Raw genomic sequence first — 22,204 nt, 5'->3', positions numbered from 1 at the left:
GTCACAGCTCTGAATCCGTGAGTTCGTCGGGAGTGGGTGGGTTTGCGATTACCCGCTCCGCCTCGACTTTAGCGGCGGCTTCGCTCTCTTTGTGAACCTCACGAATCTCTTCCGCGCTCATCTGACGGCCCTTTTGATAGTAAAAGAGGGCCGCTTTGCCCACCGTGATAGTCCCGGAGTAAGCAATCGCAGTCTTCGCTGCCACCCCAATGCCTGCGGGGATCATCCCCGCAAGCTCACGCGCCAGCAAGCGCCAGCCCATCGCCCCCGCGACCGTTCCCAGAATCTCCTTGACCTGCTGGGTATATCCCGGCGGATGACCGTGAGCGGCTGCGAGCCGCATCACGAGCATCGCCTGGTTCTTGGTGAGGACAAAGACATCCACTGCGGACGACGCGGGTAAAAACGGAAGGCTCACGGGCAAGATCCAGGGCAGAGCAGAAAGAAAAGCAAAGCGTGCATTATTTGCGCTCGCGTTGAGAATCAGGCGCTGCGCCACGACAGGCCGCATCCCGGGCAGATAGCGCCCAAAGGCCACCAGTTGCATGGGTCGAGATTGAGCGATCCAGCGGATGACTTCCTCGAAATCCCCCACAAACGGAGCGCACTTCACGCCCCGTACACCGATAGGCTCCTCGGGGCCGAGTACGTAGAAAGTTGCCGCGCAGACCTCAGAGATGCCTTCCTCGGGCGGGCTGTCCAGCAAGTAGAAGCGCTCCTTGCCATCTTCCCGCTCGACCCGAGTGGCCGTGAGGGGAAGAAGACGATCCAGAAACCACAGACGATCCTCTTCCGCGCCCACAATGCTCAGCCGAAAGTCACGGGTCATCTCCTCGCGAATCACGCGGGGAGAGACCTCACTCATCATCCGCCAAAAGCTCCAGGCCTGATTTGCAACACTCTCTATTTGGACAACACTCACAGCGTGACGCTCCTACCCGCCTCCACTGCGGCCCACGGTCGTGTAGTCCGGTGCGGAGACAATCTCAATTAGCTCCTTGACACTTTCTAGGTCTTCCGGGTTACCATCGTAGAGCCACTCATTGAGGGCTTCCGCATCTACCCCCTCACGATCCCGTTCCCAGAGCTTGCGAGCGATCCCGCGCTCCGTCTTCTCGATCAGGTCATCCGCACTCAAAATATCAGGTTGGAGCGAGGTTTTCCGATCCCAGAGCTGCTTGCTATCGGTCTCATCCCCGCGATCAAAGTAGAAGCACCACGTATAGAACAGATGGTAAACCGCGGAGTTCACCGAGTCCCAGGAAATCGTCGGGAAGTGCTCCTCCACCGACGCGTGAAGCTGATCCTTTGCCTCCTTAAGCGAGACGCCTCCGCTCGCTTCGGCCTTGGCAAAAATATCGTAGAGTGCCACAATTATCTGGTGTCGCTCCTCGCACGTCACATAGCGGAAGTTATTTTCCCGCAGCCAGGAACGAAGCTTATCCCCTGCCGTCGGAGGCGTGTAGATGGCCCCGTCCTCCAGCTCTAGTGTCCCCTGAAGAGCAACCGTAACATCGCCCACTTGTGGTTTATGAACGTCCACAATATCCAGATGCGCTCGGAGGAACTCAAGAAACGAGCCATAGCCCAACCGTGTCTCGTCAAAGAGGGGATCGAGCCGCCGCATTTGGATCTTAAGTGCTGAGCCGGGAACGGGACGATTCCCCATGACAGTTAGGGCCCGTGTGAGGAGCCCCACAGGGTCCGCCGTCGGTGCTTCCCGAAGATCATCGTAGAAAACAAAGCGATCGCAGGCCTTAATGAGATAGTTCGCCGTGTTCGAGCGCACTCCGAGCCCAAGGACATGGAGCCCAAGCTCACGTAGCTTCATGACCAGTGGCGTAAAGTCTGAGTCTCCAGAGATAATCGCGACATGGGTGATTTCCGGTTGCCGGAGGACAAACTCAATCACATCCACCGCCATCCGGATATCGGCTCCATTTTTACCTTTTTGCGTCAGTGGAAAGGTCTGCACCGGCTCAACGGCATTATCAAGCAAGTCAGACCGATACTCTTTAAAGACACTCCAGTCCGCATAAGCACGTTTCAAAAGAACTCGCCCTTGCGTCATCCGGACAATCTCATCTAAAATCAGCTTGAAATCTACATGATCATTCTCAAAAAAATCATCTATAGAACGTTTTACATTTTCAAAATCTATAAATACTGCAACACGGTGTTTTTTATCACCCTCAGAAATAAATGGTCTATTCAATTTTCACAATCCTCTATTTTTTTCTAAAAAAACGCTTCGGAGAGAGTTCTCCTCTGCCAAAGATCCCCTGTGGACGTACAAGCATCATAATTACCAGTGCTAGTGCATACACTACCAGACGGTACTGGTTCGCCTGTTGTCCTAACGAGTAACGTAAAACCTCGGGAAGCGCCGTCAGCACAACTGCTGCGAGTGCCGCTCCCGTGATCGAACCCAGTCCTCCTAAGACCACCATCGTCACGAAATCAAACGACCGGACAAAGTTAAACGACGTGATCAAGATAGTGCGCTCGTAGTGTGCAAACAGCGCGCCGGCAACCCCCGCAAAAAAAGCCCCCAGCACGAATGCCTTCACTTTGACTGTGGTTGTGTTGATCCCCATTGCCTGCGCCGCAATCTCATCTTCGCGCACCGACAGATACGAGAGCCCATGAACCGAGAAGCGCAAGTTACGCGACACCAGGATCACGACCAGCACTGTGCCGTAGACCCAGAAGAAGTTCGTCAGTGCCGGAACCTGCACCCCGGAATTCAAATCGCCGGAGAAGCCGCGTGGCCCGCCGACCACATCTAAATTCTCGACCACAACCCGGATAATCTCCCCGAATCCCAGGGTCACAATCGCTAGATAATCCCCTCGCAGTCGTAGGCTTGGCAAACCAACAAGATACCCAATTCCCGCTGCCGCCAGCCCCCCCACAAGCATCGAGAGTAGCATTACCGGGCCGCCTGAGAGTAGCGAGTAGAGTGGCGAGGAAAAATCCCCGTTCTTGGGAATAAACGAAAAGAGCCTGTTGTGACCGTAGACCGTCAGCGCCGCCGCCACGTAGGCTCCCACGGCTTGAAAGCCCGCGTGCCCAATCGAGAACTGCCCGGTAAACCCATTGATCAGATTCAGAGAGACCGCCATGATGATCGCGATCCCGCAGAGCATCACCACCCGGTAGACCACGTCCTGCAAGTAAAGCGGGAAGAGCAGCGAGCCCGCCATCAGCACTGCAAGAGCCACCGCAGCCCCGCCCAGCCGCTTTAACATTGTCTTCTGCATGGGGCTATACTTTCTCCGGTGCGTTCTTACCCAGAAGCCCCGCAGGTCGAACCAGGAGCACGATTATCAAGATCACAAAGGCCAGTGCATCCACCCAGCGCGACGGGTCAAAGTCGTAGGAGCCTAGCTTGATATGCGGCGCACTCTTCACAAAAGACTCGGAGAGGCCCATTAGGAGCCCGCCCAGCATCGCGCCCGGAATCGAGCCGATGCCCCCCACCACAGCAGCGACAAACGCTTTAATGCCTATCTGCACGCCCATCAGAGGCAGAATACTCTTAAATGTCAGTGCGCCAAAGAGCACGCCCCCAGCTGCGGCGAGCGCCGCGCCCAGACCAAACGTAAAGGAAATCACGGCATCTGTGTTGATTCCCATGAGCGCCGCCGCGTCAAAGTCATGACTCACGGCGCGCATGGCCTTGCCCATCTTGGTGCGCTGGACGATATACCAGAGAATCGCCATGAGCACGAACGCAGTAATCACCAAGACAAGCTGGTTCTGTGAGATCGTGAGATTACCCAGATGCAGCGTAGCCTCAGGGCCACTGGGAAGAATCTCGGGGTAGAACTTAGGGTCCACGCCAAAGACAAACGGGAGCTGTGCCATACCCTCCAGAAAGAGAGAGACACCAATGGCCGTGATGAGCGCCGTCAGGCGCGGCGCACGGCGCAGGGGCCGGTAGGCCAGACGTTCAATGATCAGCCCGAGGGTCACACAGGCCGCCATCGAGATCAAAAGAACAGGCAGGAGCTGAAGTAGCCCTGCCCAGACCGTCACCTGCTGCTTGACTTTAAGCCAGCGCGAGGCAAAGTAGCCGACGTAAGCCCCGACCATGAAGATATCGCTGTGGGCGAAGTTGATCAGGCGGAGCACTCCGTAGACCATGGTGTAGCCCAGAGCGATCAGCACGTAGATGCTGCCGATCTGGACACCATTGATTATATTTTGTAAGAACTGGTCCACGTGCCTACTTTATCTACTTCGGATCAACGGTCTTGACATACTTAAACTCAGCGCCACTAATCTGCAGAACCACCGCGCTTTTATTGGCGTTACGGTTCTCGTCAATGGTGATCTTGCCCGTCACCGCGACGTAGTCTTTGGTCTGAGCCAGCGCGTCACGAACTTTCTTGCGCTCGATCGAGCCTGCGCGCTTGATCGCGTCGGCGAGGATCATCATAGCGTCGTAACCCTGGGCCACGAGGCTGGCGGGGGCTTTGCCGTTCTTCGCGGTAAAGGCCTTGACGAAGTCCTGCACTTTTTGGTCTTTGGAGTCCTTGGAGTAGTGCGTCGAGAAGTACGCGCCTTCCAGAGCCTTCCCGGGGCCGCCCGCGCCCTCGACCAGTTTCTCGGAGTCCCAGCCGTCGCCGCCCATCAGTGGAACCGTGATACTGAGTTCCTTCGCCTGACGTGCGATTGTCCCGACCTCGTTGTAATAACCCGGAATAAAGATACCGTCAGCGCCTGCCGTCTTGATCTGCCCGAGCTGGCTGCGGAAGTCGGAGTCCTTGGCATTGTACGAGGCATCAGCGACAATCTCGCCCCCCATCTTGGTGAACTCTTCCTTGAACACATCCGCTAGGCCCACGGAGTAGTCTTGGGACGGATCACGCAGTATCGCCACTTTCTTGAGCTTGAGCTCCTCGGTAGCAAACTTGGCCATAACATAGCCCTGGAATGGATCAATGAAACAAACACGGAAAATATGGTCGCCGACTTTGGTTACATCCGGGTTGGTTGAGCTGGGGGAGATCATCGGAATGCCCGCTCTTTGAAACTCTGGAGCGGCTGTCTTGGAGCGGCTGGAAGCGACTTCCCCGATCACGGCAACAATCTTGGCATCTCCGGCGTACTTGACCGCAATGGTCTTGGCTTCGTCCGCCTTGCTCTGATCGTCCTGAGTCTCAACTTTAACCAGCATCTTCTTCCCGCCCACATCAATGCCACCCGCCGCATTGATCTCGTCAACAGCGAAGGTCAGACCAGCATTGGACTCAACACCAAACGTAGATGTCTCCCCAGTCAACGAAGCGTACTGTCCCACATTAATCGTATCACCCGTCGTGTCCTGCACGGCTGCCGTTGAGGTTGTCGTAGAACCATTGCCAGAGGCATCTGCGGACTTGCCCGCGTTGGGATCTTTACAGCCCGTCAGGCTCAGAGAGAGAACCAAACCAGGAATCAGCGCCTTCAGGAGCGCCGCTCGGGAAAATTTCTGCATCTTGCTATCCTTCCTTAAATGCAGCCGCTTCAAGAGCCGCCGCCTCATCGTCAAAAATCGAAAATACAGGCAGTAAGCCCGTAATCGTAAACGTCCGCCGCACCGCGCTCTCCGGACTCATGACCAGATGGAGGCTTACTCCCGCAGGCTCTGCCTGCTTCCGGACGGCCACCAGGACGCCCAGTCCGGTCGAGTCAACGTAGGAGACACGCTTCAAGCTAATCACTAAAATTCTGGGCGATCCGCCCAGCTGATTCTCCAGCTCGGTTTTCAGTCGGGGGGCATGGTAGGCATCCAGCTCGCCTGTGAGCGCGACAAGCGGAACCCCTTCCTGAATTGTCGTTTGAATAGTCAACTCCGCCATGATTTTCCCCTCAGTGTACTTAACATAAGCCCAACCAGTATACACCCTGCGGTCAATGAAAGAAACAGTCCGATCCGCCAAAACAGAGGATCGTAGCGAAATAGTACCCGTTTTGTGCCAGCGGGAACCTGCACTTTCATAAAAATCGGCGGAGCTGTCTCTATCTCCAGTGCCTTCCCATCCGCCCATGCCCGCCACCCCGCAGCATGCACTTCGCGTAGAATGACTTTGGTGCTCATCGGCATAATCTCAATGCGGCCAGGAACTTCGCTCGCGACAAGTCCTCCGGCAACCAGCGCGGCAGGACTTGCTAAGACACGTGTGCCGTCACTTCCCTCCACGAGCCCCACGCCTAGCGCCTCAAGCTGCTGCACTTGCTCTCCCGAGAGCGATGCAGGATCCGTCGGGAGTGGGCCCAGCGCTTTGAGCGTTTCGCTCACATCGCGGCGCATCACGGGTTCGTAGCCGCCCGCCTGCCGCCAGCGCTGAAAGAGCGGCAAGTTTGGTGCGATCCGCATCGCCAAAGACGAAGAAGGTAGCCCTTGATAGTTTTTATAGGGTGCCAGAAGCTTCCACTGCGTGTAGGGCTGCAATGCAAACACGCGCCCAACAGGCGAGATCGTGGAGGCTGAAACAACACGCAGTGCCTCGGGGGGACATGTCGGATTCAGCGTGCGGGAAAAAAAGAGCAGCTCCCCCATCGCCCCCAGCAGCAGAGCCCATTTCCCCACTTCGCGCAGCCGTAGCCTCTCTAGCCCGTACGCAGCCAGAACAGAAAGAGCAAATGTCCCTAGGTAGAGCCAGCGCGCCGGATCATGGAACTGCTTCACGCCGGGAAGCGCATAAAACGCCAGAACGTACAGCCCCCCGTAGCGGCCCAGTGCCAGCCAGAAGCTCAGAAGCGCCCCCCAGAGCCAAAAAGTAATCACTGCCTTCTGCTCAGGCAGTTTGTTGCCCCGAACAAAAAAAACAAGCACCGGGGGAACCAAACCAAGGTAGCAGCACGGCTCCCAGAAGTTGGCCTTTCCGTGCCAGCCGCCCGGTAGCGCGGGATTACCCAGGGCGTTGGGAGCAACCAGTAAGATCAGCTCGCGCCAGGGCAGATAGAAACGATTTGCTGCAACGAGGCTCAGTTGCGGACGGGTGGAGGCAAGGGCGTGCTCAAACACCGGAAGAAGCTGCGCAAGCGCGAGAGCCAACCCGAGGAGCGCCGCGAGTGCCAGTGCGCTCAGAGGCCGCAGGCGTGCCGAGCGCGGAAGCCCCACAAGGCGAAAGAGTACCCAGGCCAGCACCAGATAGAGCTGCATCAGAGTGACCTGTGCATGCGCCGCCAAGAGTGCTAGCCCCACACACAGCCCGAGCAGGGCGACGCGGCCTGGCACCGTGCGCTCGATCACTCTCTCGGAGGCCCAGAGCAGCCAGGGAAGCCAGCTCATGGCCTGGAGCATGTTGGGAAACTGAGCCTTGGAAACAAACGCCCCGCCAAATGCAAACGCCACCGCGCCCAGAGTCGCCGCGACGGGCGCGAGCTTCTGCTGGCCCAAAAAAATAAGCATCCCAAGCCCGGCCCAGAGGACATGCACAAGTGTTGAAATTGCGTTGGCGCGCGCGGTTTCAAAAATGAGAAGAAGCAACGACGACGGATAAAGCGGCCAGGTCTGCGGGTTGCCGACAAACGGCTGACCACAGTTCACGTACGGGTTCCAGAGCGGAATGCGCCCTGCCAGGAGCTCGCTCCGCTGGAAGTCGAGCTGGGGGAGAAAATAGAGGGACAAATCCCCGTAAAAGAAAACCCGCCCCCGGAACACCACCTCGGCGAAGAGAAGCAGAGTTCCCAATCCCAATACCCCCCCACCCAGTAGGGCAAGGGGGAATGGTCGCGACACGGGGGTCATTTGCCAGGGCGACCGAACAGAGAGCTAAAGCCACCGCCACCGCCACCGATATTGACTTTAGCATCCAACTGACGCTGGACTTTCTCCGCAAGATCAGTGTAGTGCAGGCGGGTGTACTCATCCAGGGTGGGGATTGCCTGAGCCAGCTTGAGTTTCTCACGAAGCATTTTCAGGTGCGCCGCCGCCAGCATCCGGCTGTCATCGGTGCTATTGCTGCTCGCGAGTGTGATCAGCGACTCAACATGCTGGCGCTGGATCTGCCGCCGCTGGAAGCCGACATTCTGCTTGGTGACCAGCTCGCCCCAGACCGCATCCCCGACCGTCTTGAAGAGTGTGGGGAGAGTCAGCGCCTTGCTTAGATCCGCCGTCTTATACTCGTTGCTCGACACCCTCATGATGGTCGCAGTGGACAGTAGGCGGCGCACTGCGCCTTTTTGCAGGTTGGCAATCGCCTCACCGATAAAGAACTCAGAGGGCCGTGACTCAATGGGTGCAAGATCCACGGTGAGCTTTTCCAGATAGCTCTGCGGCAGCTTCAGTGCCCCAGGTGCCAGAATATACTTAGCAATCATGTCCAGAGCACGTTTCTGCTGCAGCGCATCCACCGGCTTGAGGTTGGGTTTCTCCCCGACATCGCCCTTGAAGCTGCGCCGAACCTGCTGCGCTCCAATAAAGCGGCTCGCCTGACCTGAGCCAGATCCCATCATGCTCACAATCATCTGGACATGCCGGGAGAACTCCACATAGCTCTCGCCGGGCTTAACACGTTTGTCCAGCTTACCCAGCATCGCCTGCGCCGTCTGCATGACCCGCTCCCAGTAGTCGAGCGGGTTGGCCGAGCTATCGAAGCGGGTGATGGTCGGGTCGAAGGCATCCGCCTCACCGTCGGTGTTGTAGAGCAGGCCAGGGCTCCCACTCCTGCGCGCGATCTGCTTGAGCAGCGGCAGTTCATCGTCGGGCTTCTTAGCGGTGGGAACCGGCGTGTAACCGTACTCCAGCGCCCAGTAGTCGTAGACCCCAGGGCTGAGCGAGAAGAACGGAACCCCAGGTGCCTTAAGCGCGGCGATATTCATGGGGTTGTAGTCCATCAGCGATGCGGAGATAGGCTTGCCGGGTAAGAGAATCTTGGGATCGCCGAGCTGGGCCAGAGTGTACTGGGTTGAGGCGACAAAGTTATGGCGCAGCCCTAGAATATGCCCGAACTCGTGCGCGACAACGTCCTGGAGGAACTGGGCGACGTAGTCTTTCTGGCTGATCTTGCCCTCCGCCACCAGGTTCACCGCCGTCAACCCAAACCAGGCGTTGGCACGAGCCAGATGCCCGTACTCACAGCGAAGCTTGCTGTTGTTTTTCGCCTCATGCGCCTCGTAGTTCGCCACGTCGGAGAAGGCCTGCGCCGGCGAGACCATGTCTTTAAATTCCACTTTGGTAAGCTGTGTCATGCCCGCGTCCACCGTGATGCTCGCACTGAGAATCTGCCCGGTCAGCGGGTTGGGGCGAAAGAGCGCCACGGCCACGGCATAGGTATCGCTAGGATTGGGTGAGATCACCCAGCGGATCACATTAAAGCGCATGTCCGCCGTGTCCGTGGGAACCAGGCCCTTCTTCACCTCGTCGTCGGTGGGCTTATCGGGCATCTGCTGCACCTGAATGGCGTTTTTATAGCCCGCTTTCTCCAGCACCGGGTTCCAGGAGAGAATCGCACTGGCCATCGGCTTGCGGAACTCCTCAGGAATCGCGTTGTCGAGCCAGAAGACAATCGGCTTGACGGGCTCGGAGACGGCGACCTCGGGGTTCTTCTTGCGCAGATCCCAGCGGAGGATGAAGCGCTTGGTCAGATCGAGCTTGTCGTCGCGCTCCAGCGACTGGTAGTCGGTGGTGAAGTAGCCGATCCGGGGATCGTTGAGACGCGGGATATAGCCATTATCTACAGGCAGAGCCGAGAGATTAAAGGTCACCTGAACCGGAGCGCTGCGCGGATCGCCTAGAGTCGCGGAGCCGGTCATCAGGGGCGAGAGGCCGCGCACAAAGTGGTACTGACTGGTCACCACTAAGTTCTCCGGGAAGTTCTTTACGGACAGAACATAGGTCTTCTCGCGGTCCAACCCCATTCCCCCACCAGCAGGTGCCGCCGTCAGTCCAGGAATGGAGGGCATCCCGGAGAACGCGAACCCAATGCCTAGGAAATCGCTCTTGAAGAACTCAGACAGATCAATCAGTAAGCTCTTACGATCGGTCTGCTTGGCCTCAATTTTAAATGTCTGCAAAAACGAGAGCGGCGGCATGGAGCGCTTGAGTGCCTTCTCCGTCGGGGAGCCAGGTGTGGCCTGGAAGTTCGAATTGGGAACGGCTAGATAGAGCTTATCATCCGGGCTCTTGGTGAGCTGAAAGACAAAGTCCGCAATCGGGTCGCCCGCAATCGCATGATCCGCATCGCCGGTGCTAAACGTCGCCTGGAGCATCAAGAGCTTATCGAGCTGATCCTCGCGAACCTCAGCGTAGATCGTGTCCTTGCCATTTTCCTCGCGCTTACGCCAGAGGGTCAAGACGCCAGGGAGTTTCTCGTAGTCCTTGACCACCTCGTCAATAGTCTTGGGCTTCGTCGGCTCCACTTTCGGGGGAGTCGCCTTAATACTGCTCTGCTCCGGCTTGAGACTGGCCTGGGCCTTCTTGACAATGTCCTCAGGCAGCGGCCCGCCGCTCTCACGGTTGGACTTAAAGCTCGCGCTGACCACATCACCATCCCCAAACGGAATGTTCGAGACAACAATATCCGATGCCACATCATCGCCGCTGGCGGGTTCGATCCAGATTAGCCCCTTGGTCGAGATGGGGTTCTTGCCGCTATTCTCGGTGTAGGTAATCCCGATACGGGCGCACAGAGTCCCGTTTTTCTCCTCCAGTGCCTGGAACTCGTACTCGCCCTTGCCCTCTACCAGCCCGAGGTTGGCATCGGCTTTGTACTCGCGCACCCACTTCTCACCCGGAGAGACCGCTTTATCGGAGAAGCCAATAGACGTGGCAACATAGAGCCGCTGGTCGCTGTGGTCTTCATCTTTTTCGGTCTTGCTGCTCTTGTAGCTCACCAGGGTACCGTCGGGCTTGATCGTGAACGTGTCCACGTCTTTGCCAAGCTCCGGATCATCAGGGAGTTTCATCCCATTGAGAAACTGCTGAATGGAATCCGTACGGCTCTCGTAGGTTATTTCCCCGCTGGCCGCTACGGCGGTGTAGTTGATCCGGTCCTGTTCCTTAAACTCCAGAGTGACTTTCTGCCCGCCTGGCCCGTCCACGGAAAATACCGCAATCGCATTGATTTTCTTAACAAGCCCTGCCTGGGCTTTATTGGCAAGCAAGACTTTCTGAGCGGCAACAGGCGGCTGCGTCGGAACCACGGGCGGGGCAGTCGGGGGCACTCCCTGTGCCGTCGTCGGCGTGCTGGGGGCCAAAGTGAGCGCAAAAATAAGCGCGGAGAGGGGCAGAGTACGGTTCAATGACAAACTCCTGAAAATAGTAAGAGACGGGTCACTATACCCGATCTCCTCTCTATAAACGCGAAAGGCCCTCCGAATGTTACGGAGAGCCTCTGACTTTTTTTATGCCCAAGAAGGGACTTGAACCCTTACCCCTTGCGGGACATGGCCCTCAACCATGCGCGTCTACCAATTCCGCCACCTGGGCAACTGAGGGAAAGCTTGCAAGCAAGCGAGAGAGATTCTATCGCGCCCCCTGGGTGCTGTCAAGGGTTGGCGACGTCTGGTATCCTATTACTTGGAGAATTGAACATGCCTTTTGATAAATCGCTTTACCGTGCCTATGATATTCGGGGAATTTACCCGTCGGTGATCAACGAAGAATTTGCCTATCTTTGTGCCCAGGCATTTGTACGGGTGATGGGTGCCAAGCGCGTTGCGGTGGGCCGCGATGTGCGCACCAGTGGCGCGTCTATGCAGCAGGCCGCCATTCAGGGACTGGTAGACCTCGGTGTCGAGGTGCTGGATCTAGGGGTGATTAGTACCGAGATGCTGTATTTTGCTTCGGGGATTTTAGACATAGACGGCGGATTCGCGCTCACGGCGAGCCATAACCCCCGTGAGTGGAACGGCTTCAAGTTCGTCGGCAAAAAAGGCCAGCCGCTCGTTCGCGAGGGCAAGCTGGGCGAGATCTACGCGGATATCGAGGCCAGTGTCCCCCAGAAAGTGGCGACACCGGGCACGGTCACTCCGACGCCGCTGCTAGAAAACTACGCCGCGTACCTCCAGCGCTACGTACCCGCAAATCTGCCGCATCTGAAGATCGTCGGCAATGTCAACTTTGGGGCAAATGGCAAGTTCGTTGACGCCACAATTGCCACTCATCCCATTGAGATGATTCGGCTAAACTGGAACGAGGATGGCAATTTCCCCAAGGGCACACCCGACCCGTTGCTGCCGTCCAACCGCAAAGAAGTCAGCGAGCGCATCGTCGCCGAGAACGCGCATTTTGGCGTGGCCTGGGATGCCGATGCCGACCGGTGCTTCTTCTACGATGAGAAAGGCCGCTCGTTTTCGGGCTACTACATCAATGCGGTGCTTATTGAGCACTTCCTGAAAATTGAGCCGGGCGCAGCCGTCGTGATCGAGCCGCGCCAGATCTGGGCAACGGAGGCCGCAGCGGCTGAGGGAAGCGGCAAAGCGGTTACCAGCCGCACGGGCCACGGCTTTATCAAAGCGACGATGCGCCAGGCAAATGCGATCTTTGGCGGGGAGAACTCCGGGCACTTCTACTACCGAGATTTCTGGTACTGCGACAATGGAATCATTACGTTTTTAACGGTGCTGGGCATCTTCGCTGAGCATATTCGGCAGGGGCGAACGGTCTCCGCGCTTTTAGACACCTACCAGAAAAACTATCCGGCCAGCGAGGAGATGAACTTCATCACGGAGGACGCCAAAGGGATTATCACCGCGCTCCAGGCACGCCATCCCGATGCCCAGCTAAGCCAGGTAGACGGGGTTTCTCTTGCCGAGAGCGACTGGCGCTGCAATCTTCGCATGAGCCAGAACGAGCCGGTCTTGCGGCTCAATGTAGAAGCACGCACCCCCGCAGGACTGGAAGAGCACGAAGCCGATCTACTGGCCTTTGTGCTTGGTAGCGGCGCGACCCTGCGCGACGACCACTAGCCCAGCGGCATGCCCCAGAAGACCCCCAGCCCGAGGGCGACGACCACAGCCAAAATAACATCGTAGGTATCTCGCATTGCAGGACTCTCTCCTGCATTTTCGGTGCCAGGGAACACATTCACTAGACTATGCTCGATCGCTATCCACTTGTCCCTCAAACTCTCCAGGCAGCAGGTCGCCGCTGGGAGATTAGCAGCGTGACGGATCTAGACGCGCTCATGGAGGGTGTGCACACCAACGAGGACCTAGTGAACTTCCCCTTTGGCATGCAGCTCTGGGCGGCGGCGGAGGCGCTGGTGAGTCGCCTGGCGCTCGAACCGGCGCTCGTGAAAGACAAGCGCGTTCTTGAGATCGGAGCGGGTGTGGGCTTTGTTGGCCTGGTCGCTGCCCATTTGGGGGCCGCACAGGTAGTGCAGACCGACTACCACCCAGACTGCCTGGCACTCTGCCGCAGCAACGCCGCGCTCAACGGCATCACCAACCTCACTGTCCGCAAGGGAGACTGGCGTGACTGGCCCGAGGAGCTTGTCGGCTTTGATCTGGTTATCGGCGCGGACATTCTCTACGAGCGCTCTCTTCACTCCCAGCTCACTGCACTTCTTCCAAAGCTCGGCGATAAAATTCTGCTCGCCGATCCCCTACGCCCCGCCGCCCTGGAGTTTCTGGAGAAACGCGAGGCCGACGGCTGGACGATCTGGACGGAAGCCAAGCGCCTGAAGTGGGCGGGAGAATGGCGCGACATCATGCTCCTCTGGATCCAGCCCTAAGTTTAATGCGGTACAATGTCAGGGTTCGCGGGGCTAGCAGCGAGGCGGGCCGATTTTTTGAGGTCTGCATGAAGAAAAAGATTCTTGTTTTGGGGTCGGGTCCGATCCGCATCGGTCAAGGTATTGAGTTTGACTACTGCACGGTTCACTGTGTCTGGGCGCTGCGTGAGGCGGGCTACGAGGCTATTGTTCTCAACAACAACCCAGAGACGGTCTCCACGGATTTCGACACCTCCGATAAGCTTTATTTTGAGCCCCTGACCACGGAAGATGTTCTCAATGTGATTGACCGCGAGGCTCCCATTGAGGGCGTAATTGTCCAGTTTGGGGGGCAGACGGCCATTAACCTGGCACGGCCACTGGTCGAGGCGGGCGTGACGATACTCGGTTCGTCGGCGGACTCCATTGATCTGGCGGAAGACCGTGAGCAGTTTGAAAAGCTTCTGCGCAAGCTTGAGATTCCCAAGCCCGAGGGCCGCGCCGTGGTGAGTGCCGAGGCGGCGCTGGAAGTGGCGCGGGAGATTGGGTATCCGTGCCTAGTGCGTCCGAGCTACGTTCTCGGTGGCCGCGCGATGGAGATCGTTCAGAGCGACGAGGAGCTTACCCGCTACATGCTCTACGCCGTGGATGTCTCGCCCAAGGCCCCGATTCTGGTGGACCGCTATATTGTGGGAAAAGAGCTGGAGGTGGACTGCATCTCCGACGGCGTGCGCTGCCTCTTACCCGGGATCATGGAGCACATCGAGCGCGCAGGCGTCCACTCCGGCGACTCAATGGCTGTCTACCCGCCCCAGACCGTCTCGCAGAAAACAAAAGATCTTATCGCCGAGTATGCCATTAAGCTCGCCAAGGCAATGAACGTGGTCGGCCTAATGAACATTCAGTTCGTCTGCGAGGGTGAGATTCCCTACGTGATTGAGGTGAACCCGCGCTCCAGCCGCACGGTGCCGTATCTCTCAAAGATCACTGGCATCTCCATGGTCAAAGCCGCCACGCAGTGTATTTTAGGCAAGAGCCTAGAGAGTCAGGGCTACGAGAACGGGCTCTTTCCGGAGAAGGCGAACCCGGCGGTCAAAGCGCCTGTCTTCTCGTTCCAGAAGCTGGTCGGGGTGGACAACACCCTCGGCCCCGAGATGAAGTCCACAGGAGAGATTTTGGGTCAAGACTTAGACTATCCCCGTGCGCTTTTCAAAGCGCTCGTTGCCAGTGGCATCAACCTGCCGCTGAAGAAAGCCGTTCTCGCCACCCTCGCCGATACCGATAAAGCCGAAGCGCTACCGCTCCTCAAAGACTTCGTGGCACAGGGCTTTCAGATCTACGCCACGGCAGGCACCGCGAAGTATCTTGCCAAGAGCGGTGTCGCAGCGACGCCCGTCAATAAGATCAGCGAGGGCAAGCCCGATTTAATTGACCTGATCTACAGCGGCGAGATCGGGCTACTCATCAACACGATTAGCAAAGACCGACGGATCGAGCAAGAGGGCGCACTGATTCGGCGCGCCAGTGTCGAGCGCTCCGTGCCCTGCCTTACCAGCCTCGACACAGCGCGAGCGCTTCTCACCGCACTTGAAGCGTATAACCGAGGCGAAGAGATGGGCGTGCGTACTGTAGATGAGTATCTGAAAAACGAGTGAGTGAGCGTCTAGTCTGTTCCTGGCGGCGCGGCAACCAGCGCCGCCAGTGTCCCTTGCACGTTGCGCTCCCGGTCACGATAGCGCATGAGGACGGCAAGGCTTTTATGGCGGGAAAAGTCTAGGACTTCCTCAATCCCAATGCCTGCCGCTGTTGCTGCTTTACACGCCTCCGTGATCGCGGTATGACGCAGACCATGGGGCCGCGCTGAGACTCCCAGTGGCGCGGCGTACTTGGCGACAATGCGATGGATGCTGCGCCCCGAGAGCCGCCCGTCGCCTTTGTGGCTTCGATCGTGATTGATGAAGAGTGCGCCGGGCTCGTCTCCGCGCACCGCCAGCCAGTCCGTGAGCGCCTGGCGCGTGGGAAGGGGCAGTTCCAGTGGGCTGCGCTCCAGCCGTCCTTTGCCCAAAACCCAGAGCCGCGTGGTCTCGAAATCAGCGACGTCCAGCGAGCAGACTTCCGCCCGGCGCAGTCCTAAGTCATAGAGGAGGCGCAGAATCGCGTGATCCCGTGGGCTCTGCTCGGCGAGCGCCAGCATCTTCTGGACATTTTCTCTGCCGGGGCCACGGGTATCCCGATACGCCTCGCTGGCGAGATTGGTCACTTCCAGCACCCACACCGTCTGCCCAAGGAGCCGTGCGAGCTTACTCAGCGAGCGCAGCGCAGCGAGTCGCCGGTTGATCGTAGCCGGGGAGAGTTTCCGTTGCCGCAGATGCGTTCGGTAGGCCAGCGCCCGCCGGTTCGCCTCACCTGCCGAGAGTGTCAGTAATTCCGCAATGGCAAGTTCTGTTGGGCTTTCACAGAACGCGGCGAAGTCTTCTAAGTCACGCCGGTACGCCGCCATTGTGGTGGGGCTATGGCTTTCAAGAAAGAGGGCTAATAAATCGCCCCGGTTTATCGGCGCGACATCATGCACCACGAACCTCGCGGATGACGCTCGCGACCTGCTCGCAGACAGCCGCGACCTCGGCCTCGGTGGGGGCTTCGGCCATAACCCGAATTAATTTTTCGGTGCCTGATGCACGCACGAGCAGGCGGCCACGACCTTCGAGAGCTTTCGCGGTGGTGGTAATTGCAGCGGAGATAGCCGAGTCGCTCTCCCAGCCGTCGCGCTCTTTCACGACGACATTGATGAGCTTTTGCGGCAGTGTGGTCATGTTGTCGTACCATACCGAAAGATCGCGCCCGGAGTCTTTCACTATTTTTAAGATCTGGAGCGCCGTGAGCAGGCCATCGCCTGCGGGAGAAATTTCAGGAAAAAGTATATGGCCCGACTGTTCGCCGCCAAGCCGTGCGCGCGTTTGATCTAATAGTTCCGCGACGTAGCGATCTCCGACATTGGCGCGCTCCAGCCGCACCTGCGCCGTTTGCAACGCTAGCTCCAGGCCCATGTTGCTCATCACAGTTCCGACCACACTGTCAAGTTTCCACCAGAGTGCGCCGGTCAAAAGAATTCTATCGCCGTCGAAGATGCGCCCATAGCGATCCGCGAGAATCACCCGATCGGCATCACCATCGAAGGCCAAGCCCGCATCGGCGTTCTCGGACTTGGTGCGTGCGGCTAACGCTTCCGGGTGTGTCGAGCCGCAGTGCGCATTGATGTTCACCCCGTCGGGCTCGCAGTGCATCGCGATAACTTCGGCACCGAGACGCTCCAGCAAGGGCTTTGCGAGATAGCTTGCCGCGCCATTGGCACCGTCTATCACCAGCTTTAGGCCCGCGAGCGTTGTCTCGCCGAGCGTGCCGATCAGAAAGTCAGCGTAGGCCGCAATAGGATCACTATTGTGAGTGAGTCGCCCAACTCCAGAGCCTGTGGGTCGGTCAAAATCATTGGTGAGAGCGCCTTGAATCGTAGACTCCGTAGCATCGGGGAGCTTCTTGCCATCGGAACCGAAGAACTTGATTCCATTGTCCTGCATGGGGTTGTGCGATGCCGAAATCACGACTCCAGCGCTCGCTCCCGTTGTGCGCGTCACAAACGAGACTCCGGGAGTGGGCACAACCCCTAGCGAGAGCACGTCGGCTCCCTGGGAGAGTAGCCCAGCAGTCAGTGCCGCCTCCAGTAAGTCACCCGAGCGGCGGGGATCTCGTCCAATCACAAAGCGTCCCCCCCCCAGAGCCTGCGCCGCTGCCCGTCCGAGCGCCAGTGCGAACTCGGGGGTGAGCTCCGTGTTTGCGATCCCACGAACGCCGTCCGTTCCAAACTTCAGTGCCATCGTTATCCTAGTCCCCCGCTGGTTTTGGTGTAGGTGTCGGGGAGGCGACGGGAGACGCGTCCACCGTGAGGGTTAGCTGTGCCGTGCGCTGCCCTAACAGGCTAATGCCCACCGGGGGTGTCAGGACAATCCGGCGCGTCTCATTTTTTGCCAGCCCCGCGACGCTCACGGGAACCTTCAGTGACGAAAGCCCGCTTAACAGTGCAGGTTCCCCACGCACGACCACGGTGCTGGGAGTGAACGTGTAGGCTGTTAAGTGTGTCCCCGGGGCAGGCTCACCAGAAAATCCCCCCGAAAGCACAAGAGTTTTGGTTGCAGGAGCTTGCCGGAGTGTTAAAGATGCCCGCACCTGGGTAGGCTGTAGGGTCACGCTGGAAACGACCTGCTGGTTGGTATCCTGGGCCACGACCGAGACTTCACGGCTGAGCGCTTCGCCCGAGTCTGTATTATCCAGCAGCGCCACGACCCGATCCACCCGTGCGACTTCAGAGGCAGGCCCCGACGCTTCCACTTTGACAGGTAGGGACGAGGGTGGGGCGTACTCAAAACCGGGGGGGGGCTGGTTTTGGAAGAGCACCCGCACCGGAATACTTCGTGTTAGCCGTGCTTCCAATTCCACCTCTAAAGTGGGCGGTGCCTCCAGTGCGACGCGCCCCCGCGCCTCACGGGGCAGAACATAGGTAACGGGCAAGAAATTCTTACCAGCACGTGCGCCCACGGCACTCACGGTAACCTTAATGCCTTCCTTACGCACCCGATCCAGCTCCTCAGGCGGCCCGGTGAGTGTCACTTGCCCCGGGGACGGCGAGGTCTTGACTACCAGCTCCAGAGGAAGTCCAACCACTTCAGGCTTGACACTTTGGGTGCTACTCAGGCTGCGGTTTCGCTGCGTGCTGGCTATAAAATAGAGCAAGACGGACAGAACCAACGAGAGGAGCTTGTACTCCCAGTTGCGGCGAAGAAAGGCCATCATAGCGCGGACGTCTCCTTGTCTATTTCTTTTACCCGTCGCGTCAGGCTGAGGCGCGGTAGCGCTTTTTTGACACCTTTCCCAAACGCTGTCAAGAGCTTCTCCCGCAGGAGCTCTGGCTTAAGCCCCCGGTCCAGCTTACCCCCAATGGACAGAGAGATTGTCCCCGTTTCCTCAGAGACAATCACGACCACGGCATCCGAGTTCTCCGAGACTCCCATGGCAGCACGGTGGCGCATGTGGACATTGGTGGCAATATTGGGCGCATCTGAGAGCGGAAGCGTGCAGCCTGCCGCGACAATACGCCCATTACGCAAGATCACCGCACCATCGTGAAGGGCCGTCCCTGAGTAAAAGATCGTCGTCAAAAGCTCAGGGGTAACTCCCGCATCCAGTACCGTGCCCGTCGCAATCACATCGTCGAGGCCCGTTTCCCGCGCCAGAACAATCAGCACTCCGGTCTTGCGCGCCGAGAGCAGAGTCGCGGCAGTCACAATCGCTTCAACGGTCTCGGTGATATTCTCCTGACGTGCAGCACTCAGCGGCGCTCCCCAGAAGTCTAAGCGCCCCAGACGCTCTAATACCTCGCGCAGCTCCGGATACAGCAAGATCACAATAGCAACCGGCCCTAACGGCGTCACCGAGCGCAGAAGCCAGTTGAGGGTGACAAGCTCCAGCCAGTCGGAGAGCAGCAGCAAGAGAAAGAAGACCCCGATCCCAATAAGAATCTGCCAGGCACGACGGCCCTTGGCCAGCAGGATCAGCCGGTAGAGAATATAGGCAACAACGACTATATCCAGAGCGGCCAGTGCGAGCGATTTGAAGTCAATGGAGCGTAAGCTGGCAAACAAGGCAGACATGGGACAGCTACCAGTATACCCGACGGTCGCCTCCATTTTGCTTCGTCCCTAGCAGGTAAAATGGGTTCATGATTCTTGATCCCCGCTACTTCGGCCTCGATGACCTTCTGCGCCGCCCCCTCCGCCGGGACAAGTGGGGTGCAGACACACTCACGTTGGACATTATTACCGATAATCACGAGCCCCTGCTCCCTGCCGACGGGCACTGGCGGCCTAGCCATAGTAGCCTCTACGGGCGTGCGGAGTTTTCAGAACTACAGCTCGTGCAGGATAGTTTCGTGGCGCAGGATGGCACACAGGTCGCTTCACTACTTATCAGAAACCCCTCTTCGGACACGGTCTTTGTCGAGCTTGCGCCCCGCTGGAGCCACAAAAACGGGCCGAGCGAGGCGGGCTGGGTGCACCGCTGCATGCCGCCACTCGATGATCTCCTGATCCACTTGCCCGCGGATGCCTGCATTGCGCGCAACTTTACGCTGTCGGTGGCGACCACGCAAGAGGAGGCGTTTAAAAATGCCACGCGCTGGTTCTTTGAGAGCCGCCCTGCAGCCGTGCATGTGCAGTACTTCGAGCGCTGGTGCGCAAGCAATACGCTTCTCTTTGACTGCCCCGACCCGTGGCTGACCCGGCTGTTCGCCCACAGCCAGGCACTGCGTTGGCGCGGGATCGCACCAACCAGCAAGGGAACCGACCCACGTGCAAGTTTTGATGATGCTAACTTCGATGCGCCGCGCGATGACTGCCCGGCGTGGGATGCACTCATCCGTGAGCGGCTGGTGGGAGCGAGTTTCACGGGCGAGGTGCTCACCCTCACACCCGATAACTTTCTGGGGCTCTCCAGCTTCTGTCTCCAGGGCTTCCACAACACGACCATTGTGTGGGATGACCCGGCGCACCCAACCGACACCTACGAGGACGGTGACAAGGGCCTGACAATCTACCACGGACGCAGACGGCTCTACAACCAGCCGACCCTCACCCCGGTGACACTCCCCCTCGTCGGTAGCTCCGGACGGTTCCGAGGAGGATAAGACCGAACGGACGAGGTGCCTTTCACACCCGCTCGGGGGCGCGAATCCCCAGGAGCGCCAGCCCGTTCCTCAGGCCCTGTGCCGTCGCGCCCACCAGCGCCAGCCGAGCAAGCTTATTCTCCTCAGGGACATCGTCTTTCAGCACCGGGCACTGGTCGTAGAATGTCGAGAATGCCTTGGCGAGCTGGTAAGTCCAGTCGGCAACCGTCGCGGGCAGGTACTTGTCGCCCGCCTCCCGAACCGCGTGCGGCATTCGGGCAAGCTGCTTGAGCACGGCCTGCTCCGCCGGATGCACCAATACATCCCCCTTCGCGAAGCCGCACCCAGAGGGTACCCGGGGCAGGGGTGAGGCAGATTTCCTTAGAATGCTCTGGCAGCGGGCGTAGGCGTACTGGAGATACATCGCCGTGTTGCCTTGATCTGCCAGCATCTTGTCCCAGTCGAAGGTGATATTTCGATCCGGCCCCTGAAAGAGATCGGCGTAGATCACCGCGCCCACGCCCAGCATCTCCGAGACCTCCAGAATCTCCGCCTCGGTAATCTCCGAGCGTCCGTCGGCGATACTTGCCCGCATCTTGGCCTCGGCACGCTCCACGGCTTCGTCCAGCACATCATTCAGAAAGACGACATTGCCCTCGCGCATGGAGAAGCGTCCGCCGTTGGGCGGGCTGACTTTCCCAAAACTAATATGGATGCTGACATCGGCGATTTTTGCGTAGCCCATACGCCGCACAATCTCAAAGACCTGCTGAAAGTGTAGCTTCTGCTCGGCCCCGACCACGTAGATATTGCGCGCCGGAGCGTAGTGTTCTAGGCGATACAGACAGGTCGCCGCATCGCGGGTCTGGTAGAGCGTTCCCCCATCGGACTTTTGCAAAAGGCAGCTCGGCAGCTTGTCGTCGAACCCCACGACCAGTGCGCCGCCCGCGTCCCGATACGCGACACCTTTCTCAACGGCCTCGGCCATCACGGCGGGCATCATCCCCTCAAAGTAGCTCTCCCCGTGCTGAGTCGTAAAACGCACCCCGAGCCGCTCGTAGGTGCGGCTAAACTCCGCCATCGTGATATCAATGAGCGTCTGCCACGTCTGCCGCGCCCACACATCACCGTCTTCCAGTTTCTTGAACCAGGCCCGTGCCAGGTCCTTGAGGCTCTCGTCCTCTTTGGCCTCGCTGTTGTACCTTGCGTAGACCAGCACCAGGCTCTGCACGGGATCCGGGTCGTCCCAGGGCGTGAGTTTCCACAGATCAATGGCGGCGAGCAGCATCCCAAACTGCGTCCCCCAGTCTCCCAGATGATTGTCCGCGATAACGTCGTAGCCCAGCGCCTCGAAGATAAGCCGCAGACTGTGCCCGATCACCGTGGAGCGTAGGTGCCCGACATGCATCTTTCGGGCGATATTGGGCGAGCTGTACTCGACAATCACTTTTTCGCCGCTGCCTACCGAGCTGTCTTTGCCAAACGCATCGCCCAGGCGCGTCACTTCCTCCAGCACCGCCCTCGCGAGCGCCTCAGGATGAACCGTGAAGTTCACAAACCCACCGGCGGCCTCAACGGTCGCCAGTAGCCCGCTGCTCTCCAGACGAACGGCGGCGGCGAGCCGCTGCGAAAACACCGGAGGGGCTTCACCCGCAGCTTTTGCCGCCGCGAAAATAGGGCAAGCAAGGTCCGCCAGCTCTCGGTTTTTAGGCTCCGCCAGCGCAATTGCCGACGTCTCAATCAACCCCGTGGCAACCAGTGCGAGGGTCGCCTCCGCCCGCAGGCGGTCAAAGACATAGTTCAAGTTCATGGGGTTCAGGATACCATGTGGCCCTCGGAT

Annotated in this window: 18 protein-coding genes and 1 tRNA gene; 4 read left to right on the top strand and 15 right to left on the bottom strand. The window is 58.6% G+C overall.

The window, feature by feature from the left end:
* Position 1 precedes the first annotated feature (1 nt).
* From ACH2ED_RS10140 to ACH2ED_RS10100, 9 genes are all read right to left on the bottom strand, one after another.
* Entirely contained in the window at positions 2 to 922 is a 921-nt protein-coding gene (locus ACH2ED_RS10140; RefSeq protein ID WP_395090704.1) for a hypothetical protein, read from the bottom strand.
* Between the two features lie 12 nt (positions 923 to 934).
* The gene (locus ACH2ED_RS10135) at positions 935 to 2,215 is read right to left on the bottom strand and encodes an NYN domain-containing protein (protein WP_395090703.1); all 1,281 of its coding nucleotides are present in this window, start codon (positions 2,213 to 2,215) and stop codon (positions 935 to 937) included.
* 13 nt (positions 2,216 to 2,228) lie between these two features.
* Positions 2,229 to 3,263 (bottom strand): branched-chain amino acid ABC transporter permease, encoded by a 1,035-nt coding sequence (locus tag ACH2ED_RS10130; RefSeq protein ID WP_395090701.1) that lies wholly within the window; start codon positions 3,261 to 3,263, stop codon positions 2,229 to 2,231.
* Between the two features lie 4 nt (positions 3,264 to 3,267).
* Positions 3,268 to 4,227: a branched-chain amino acid ABC transporter permease gene (locus ACH2ED_RS10125; protein WP_394795712.1), complete on the bottom strand. Its 960-nt coding sequence runs from the start codon at positions 4,225 to 4,227 to the stop codon at positions 3,268 to 3,270.
* Between the two features lie 13 nt (positions 4,228 to 4,240).
* Positions 4,241 to 5,485: an ABC transporter substrate-binding protein gene (locus ACH2ED_RS10120; protein ID WP_395090699.1), complete on the bottom strand. Its 1,245-nt coding sequence runs from the start codon at positions 5,483 to 5,485 to the stop codon at positions 4,241 to 4,243.
* Positions 5,486 to 5,489: 4 nt separating this feature from the next.
* Positions 5,490 to 5,849 (bottom strand): STAS domain-containing protein, encoded by a 360-nt coding sequence (locus tag ACH2ED_RS10115; protein ID WP_395090697.1) that lies wholly within the window; start codon positions 5,847 to 5,849, stop codon positions 5,490 to 5,492.
* Positions 5,837 to 7,687 carry a YfhO family protein gene (locus ACH2ED_RS10110; protein ID WP_395090695.1) on the bottom strand — a complete coding sequence of 617 codons (1,851 nt, stop codon included), beginning with the start codon at positions 7,685 to 7,687 and terminating at the stop codon, positions 5,837 to 5,839. The genes ACH2ED_RS10115 and ACH2ED_RS10110 overlap by 13 nt, the downstream gene beginning before the upstream one ends.
* A gap of 53 nt (positions 7,688 to 7,740) precedes the next feature.
* Positions 7,741 to 11,238 carry a zinc-dependent metalloprotease gene (locus tag ACH2ED_RS10105; RefSeq protein ID WP_395090693.1) on the bottom strand — a complete coding sequence of 1,166 codons (3,498 nt, stop codon included), beginning with the start codon at positions 11,236 to 11,238 and terminating at the stop codon, positions 7,741 to 7,743.
* A gap of 105 nt (positions 11,239 to 11,343) precedes the next feature.
* A tRNA-Leu gene (locus ACH2ED_RS10100) sits at positions 11,344 to 11,425 on the bottom strand.
* A 104-nt stretch (positions 11,426 to 11,529) separates the two neighbouring features.
* On the opposite strand from ACH2ED_RS10100, the gene ACH2ED_RS10095 reads away from it, so the two are divergent.
* A complete protein-coding gene (locus ACH2ED_RS10095) occupies positions 11,530 to 12,906 on the top strand; it encodes a phosphomannomutase/phosphoglucomutase (protein WP_395090692.1) in 1,377 nt (458 codons plus the stop codon).
* On the opposite strand, the gene ACH2ED_RS10090 is transcribed toward ACH2ED_RS10095, so the two are convergent.
* Complete coding sequence (locus ACH2ED_RS10090; RefSeq protein WP_395090691.1) at positions 12,903 to 13,028, bottom strand: hypothetical protein; 126 nt, start codon at positions 13,026 to 13,028, stop codon at positions 12,903 to 12,905. The two genes, ACH2ED_RS10095 and ACH2ED_RS10090, sit on opposite strands and share 4 nt — an antisense overlap.
* Positions 13,029 to 13,034: 6 nt before the next feature.
* Here ACH2ED_RS10090 and ACH2ED_RS10085 point away from each other — a divergent pair, with 6 nt between their 5' ends.
* Together ACH2ED_RS10085 and carB are read left to right on the top strand one after the other, a co-directional pair.
* Positions 13,035 to 13,673: a class I SAM-dependent methyltransferase gene (locus ACH2ED_RS10085; RefSeq protein WP_395090689.1), complete on the top strand. Its 639-nt coding sequence runs from the start codon at positions 13,035 to 13,037 to the stop codon at positions 13,671 to 13,673.
* A gap of 68 nt (positions 13,674 to 13,741) precedes the next feature.
* Positions 13,742 to 15,307: a carbamoyl-phosphate synthase large subunit gene (gene carB, locus ACH2ED_RS10080; protein ID WP_395090688.1), complete on the top strand. Its 1,566-nt coding sequence runs from the start codon at positions 13,742 to 13,744 to the stop codon at positions 15,305 to 15,307.
* A gap of 8 nt (positions 15,308 to 15,315) precedes the next feature.
* Here carB and ACH2ED_RS10075 read toward each other — a convergent pair whose 3' ends face one another.
* Genes ACH2ED_RS10075 through cdaA form a run of 4 tightly spaced genes read right to left on the bottom strand, consistent with a single transcriptional unit; the run spans position 15,316 to position 19,354 of the window.
* The gene (locus ACH2ED_RS10075) at positions 15,316 to 16,224 is read right to left on the bottom strand and encodes a tyrosine-type recombinase/integrase (RefSeq protein ID WP_395090686.1); all 909 of its coding nucleotides are present in this window, start codon (positions 16,222 to 16,224) and stop codon (positions 15,316 to 15,318) included.
* On the bottom strand, positions 16,217 to 17,524 hold the full coding sequence (gene glmM / locus ACH2ED_RS10070) for a phosphoglucosamine mutase (RefSeq protein WP_395090684.1): 1,308 nt from the start codon (positions 17,522 to 17,524) through the stop codon (positions 16,217 to 16,219). The genes ACH2ED_RS10075 and glmM overlap by 8 nt, the downstream gene beginning before the upstream one ends.
* A gap of 7 nt (positions 17,525 to 17,531) precedes the next feature.
* Positions 17,532 to 18,497: a YbbR-like domain-containing protein gene (locus ACH2ED_RS10065; protein WP_395090682.1), complete on the bottom strand. Its 966-nt coding sequence runs from the start codon at positions 18,495 to 18,497 to the stop codon at positions 17,532 to 17,534.
* Positions 18,494 to 19,354 carry a diadenylate cyclase CdaA gene (cdaA, locus tag ACH2ED_RS10060; protein WP_395090681.1) on the bottom strand — a complete coding sequence of 287 codons (861 nt, stop codon included), beginning with the start codon at positions 19,352 to 19,354 and terminating at the stop codon, positions 18,494 to 18,496. Before cdaA ends, ACH2ED_RS10065 begins: the two co-directional genes overlap by 4 nt.
* Positions 19,355 to 19,422: 68 nt before the next feature.
* On the opposite strand from cdaA, the gene ACH2ED_RS10055 reads away from it, so the two are divergent.
* The gene (locus ACH2ED_RS10055) at positions 19,423 to 20,385 is read left to right on the top strand and encodes a hypothetical protein (protein ID WP_395090680.1); all 963 of its coding nucleotides are present in this window, start codon (positions 19,423 to 19,425) and stop codon (positions 20,383 to 20,385) included.
* A gap of 22 nt (positions 20,386 to 20,407) precedes the next feature.
* Here ACH2ED_RS10055 and argS read toward each other — a convergent pair whose 3' ends face one another.
* A complete protein-coding gene (argS, locus tag ACH2ED_RS10050) occupies positions 20,408 to 22,174 on the bottom strand; it encodes an arginine--tRNA ligase (protein ID WP_395090679.1) in 1,767 nt (588 codons plus the stop codon).
* Between the last annotated feature and the right edge of the window lie 30 nt (positions 22,175 to 22,204).

The organism is Armatimonas sp. (assembly GCF_043757465.1).
GTDB lineage: Bacteria > Armatimonadota > Armatimonadia > Armatimonadales > Armatimonadaceae > Armatimonas.
The sequence above is the reverse complement of the archived record's forward strand: the minus strand, read 5'-3'. Positions and strand labels throughout refer to the sequence as shown.

What these genes read in the sequence shown, in the direction of transcription:
- glmM (WP_395090684.1), bottom strand. Translation starts at nt 17,524, where the DNA reads ATGGCACTGAAGTTTGGAACGGACGGCGTTCGTGGGATCGCAAACACG.
- ACH2ED_RS10130 (WP_395090701.1), bottom strand. Translation starts at nt 3,263, where the DNA reads ATGCAGAAGACAATGTTAAAGCGGCTGGGCGGGGCTGCGGTGGCTCTT.
- cdaA (WP_395090681.1), bottom strand. Translation starts at nt 19,354, where the DNA reads ATGTCTGCCTTGTTTGCCAGCTTACGCTCCATTGACTTCAAATCGCTC.
- ACH2ED_RS10115 (WP_395090697.1), bottom strand. Translation starts at nt 5,849, where the DNA reads ATGGCGGAGTTGACTATTCAAACGACAATTCAGGAAGGGGTTCCGCTT.
- ACH2ED_RS10065 (WP_395090682.1), bottom strand. Translation starts at nt 18,497, where the DNA reads ATGATGGCCTTTCTTCGCCGCAACTGGGAGTACAAGCTCCTCTCGTTG.
- carB (WP_395090688.1), top strand. Translation starts at nt 13,742, where the DNA reads ATGAAGAAAAAGATTCTTGTTTTGGGGTCGGGTCCGATCCGCATCGGT.
- ACH2ED_RS10085 (WP_395090689.1), top strand. Translation starts at nt 13,035, where the DNA reads ATGCTCGATCGCTATCCACTTGTCCCTCAAACTCTCCAGGCAGCAGGT.
- argS (WP_395090679.1), bottom strand. Translation starts at nt 22,174, where the DNA reads ATGAACTTGAACTATGTCTTTGACCGCCTGCGGGCGGAGGCGACCCTC.
- ACH2ED_RS10120 (WP_395090699.1), bottom strand. Translation starts at nt 5,485, where the DNA reads ATGCAGAAATTTTCCCGAGCGGCGCTCCTGAAGGCGCTGATTCCTGGT.
- ACH2ED_RS10055 (WP_395090680.1), top strand. Translation starts at nt 19,423, where the DNA reads ATGATTCTTGATCCCCGCTACTTCGGCCTCGATGACCTTCTGCGCCGC.
- ACH2ED_RS10095 (WP_395090692.1), top strand. Translation starts at nt 11,530, where the DNA reads ATGCCTTTTGATAAATCGCTTTACCGTGCCTATGATATTCGGGGAATT.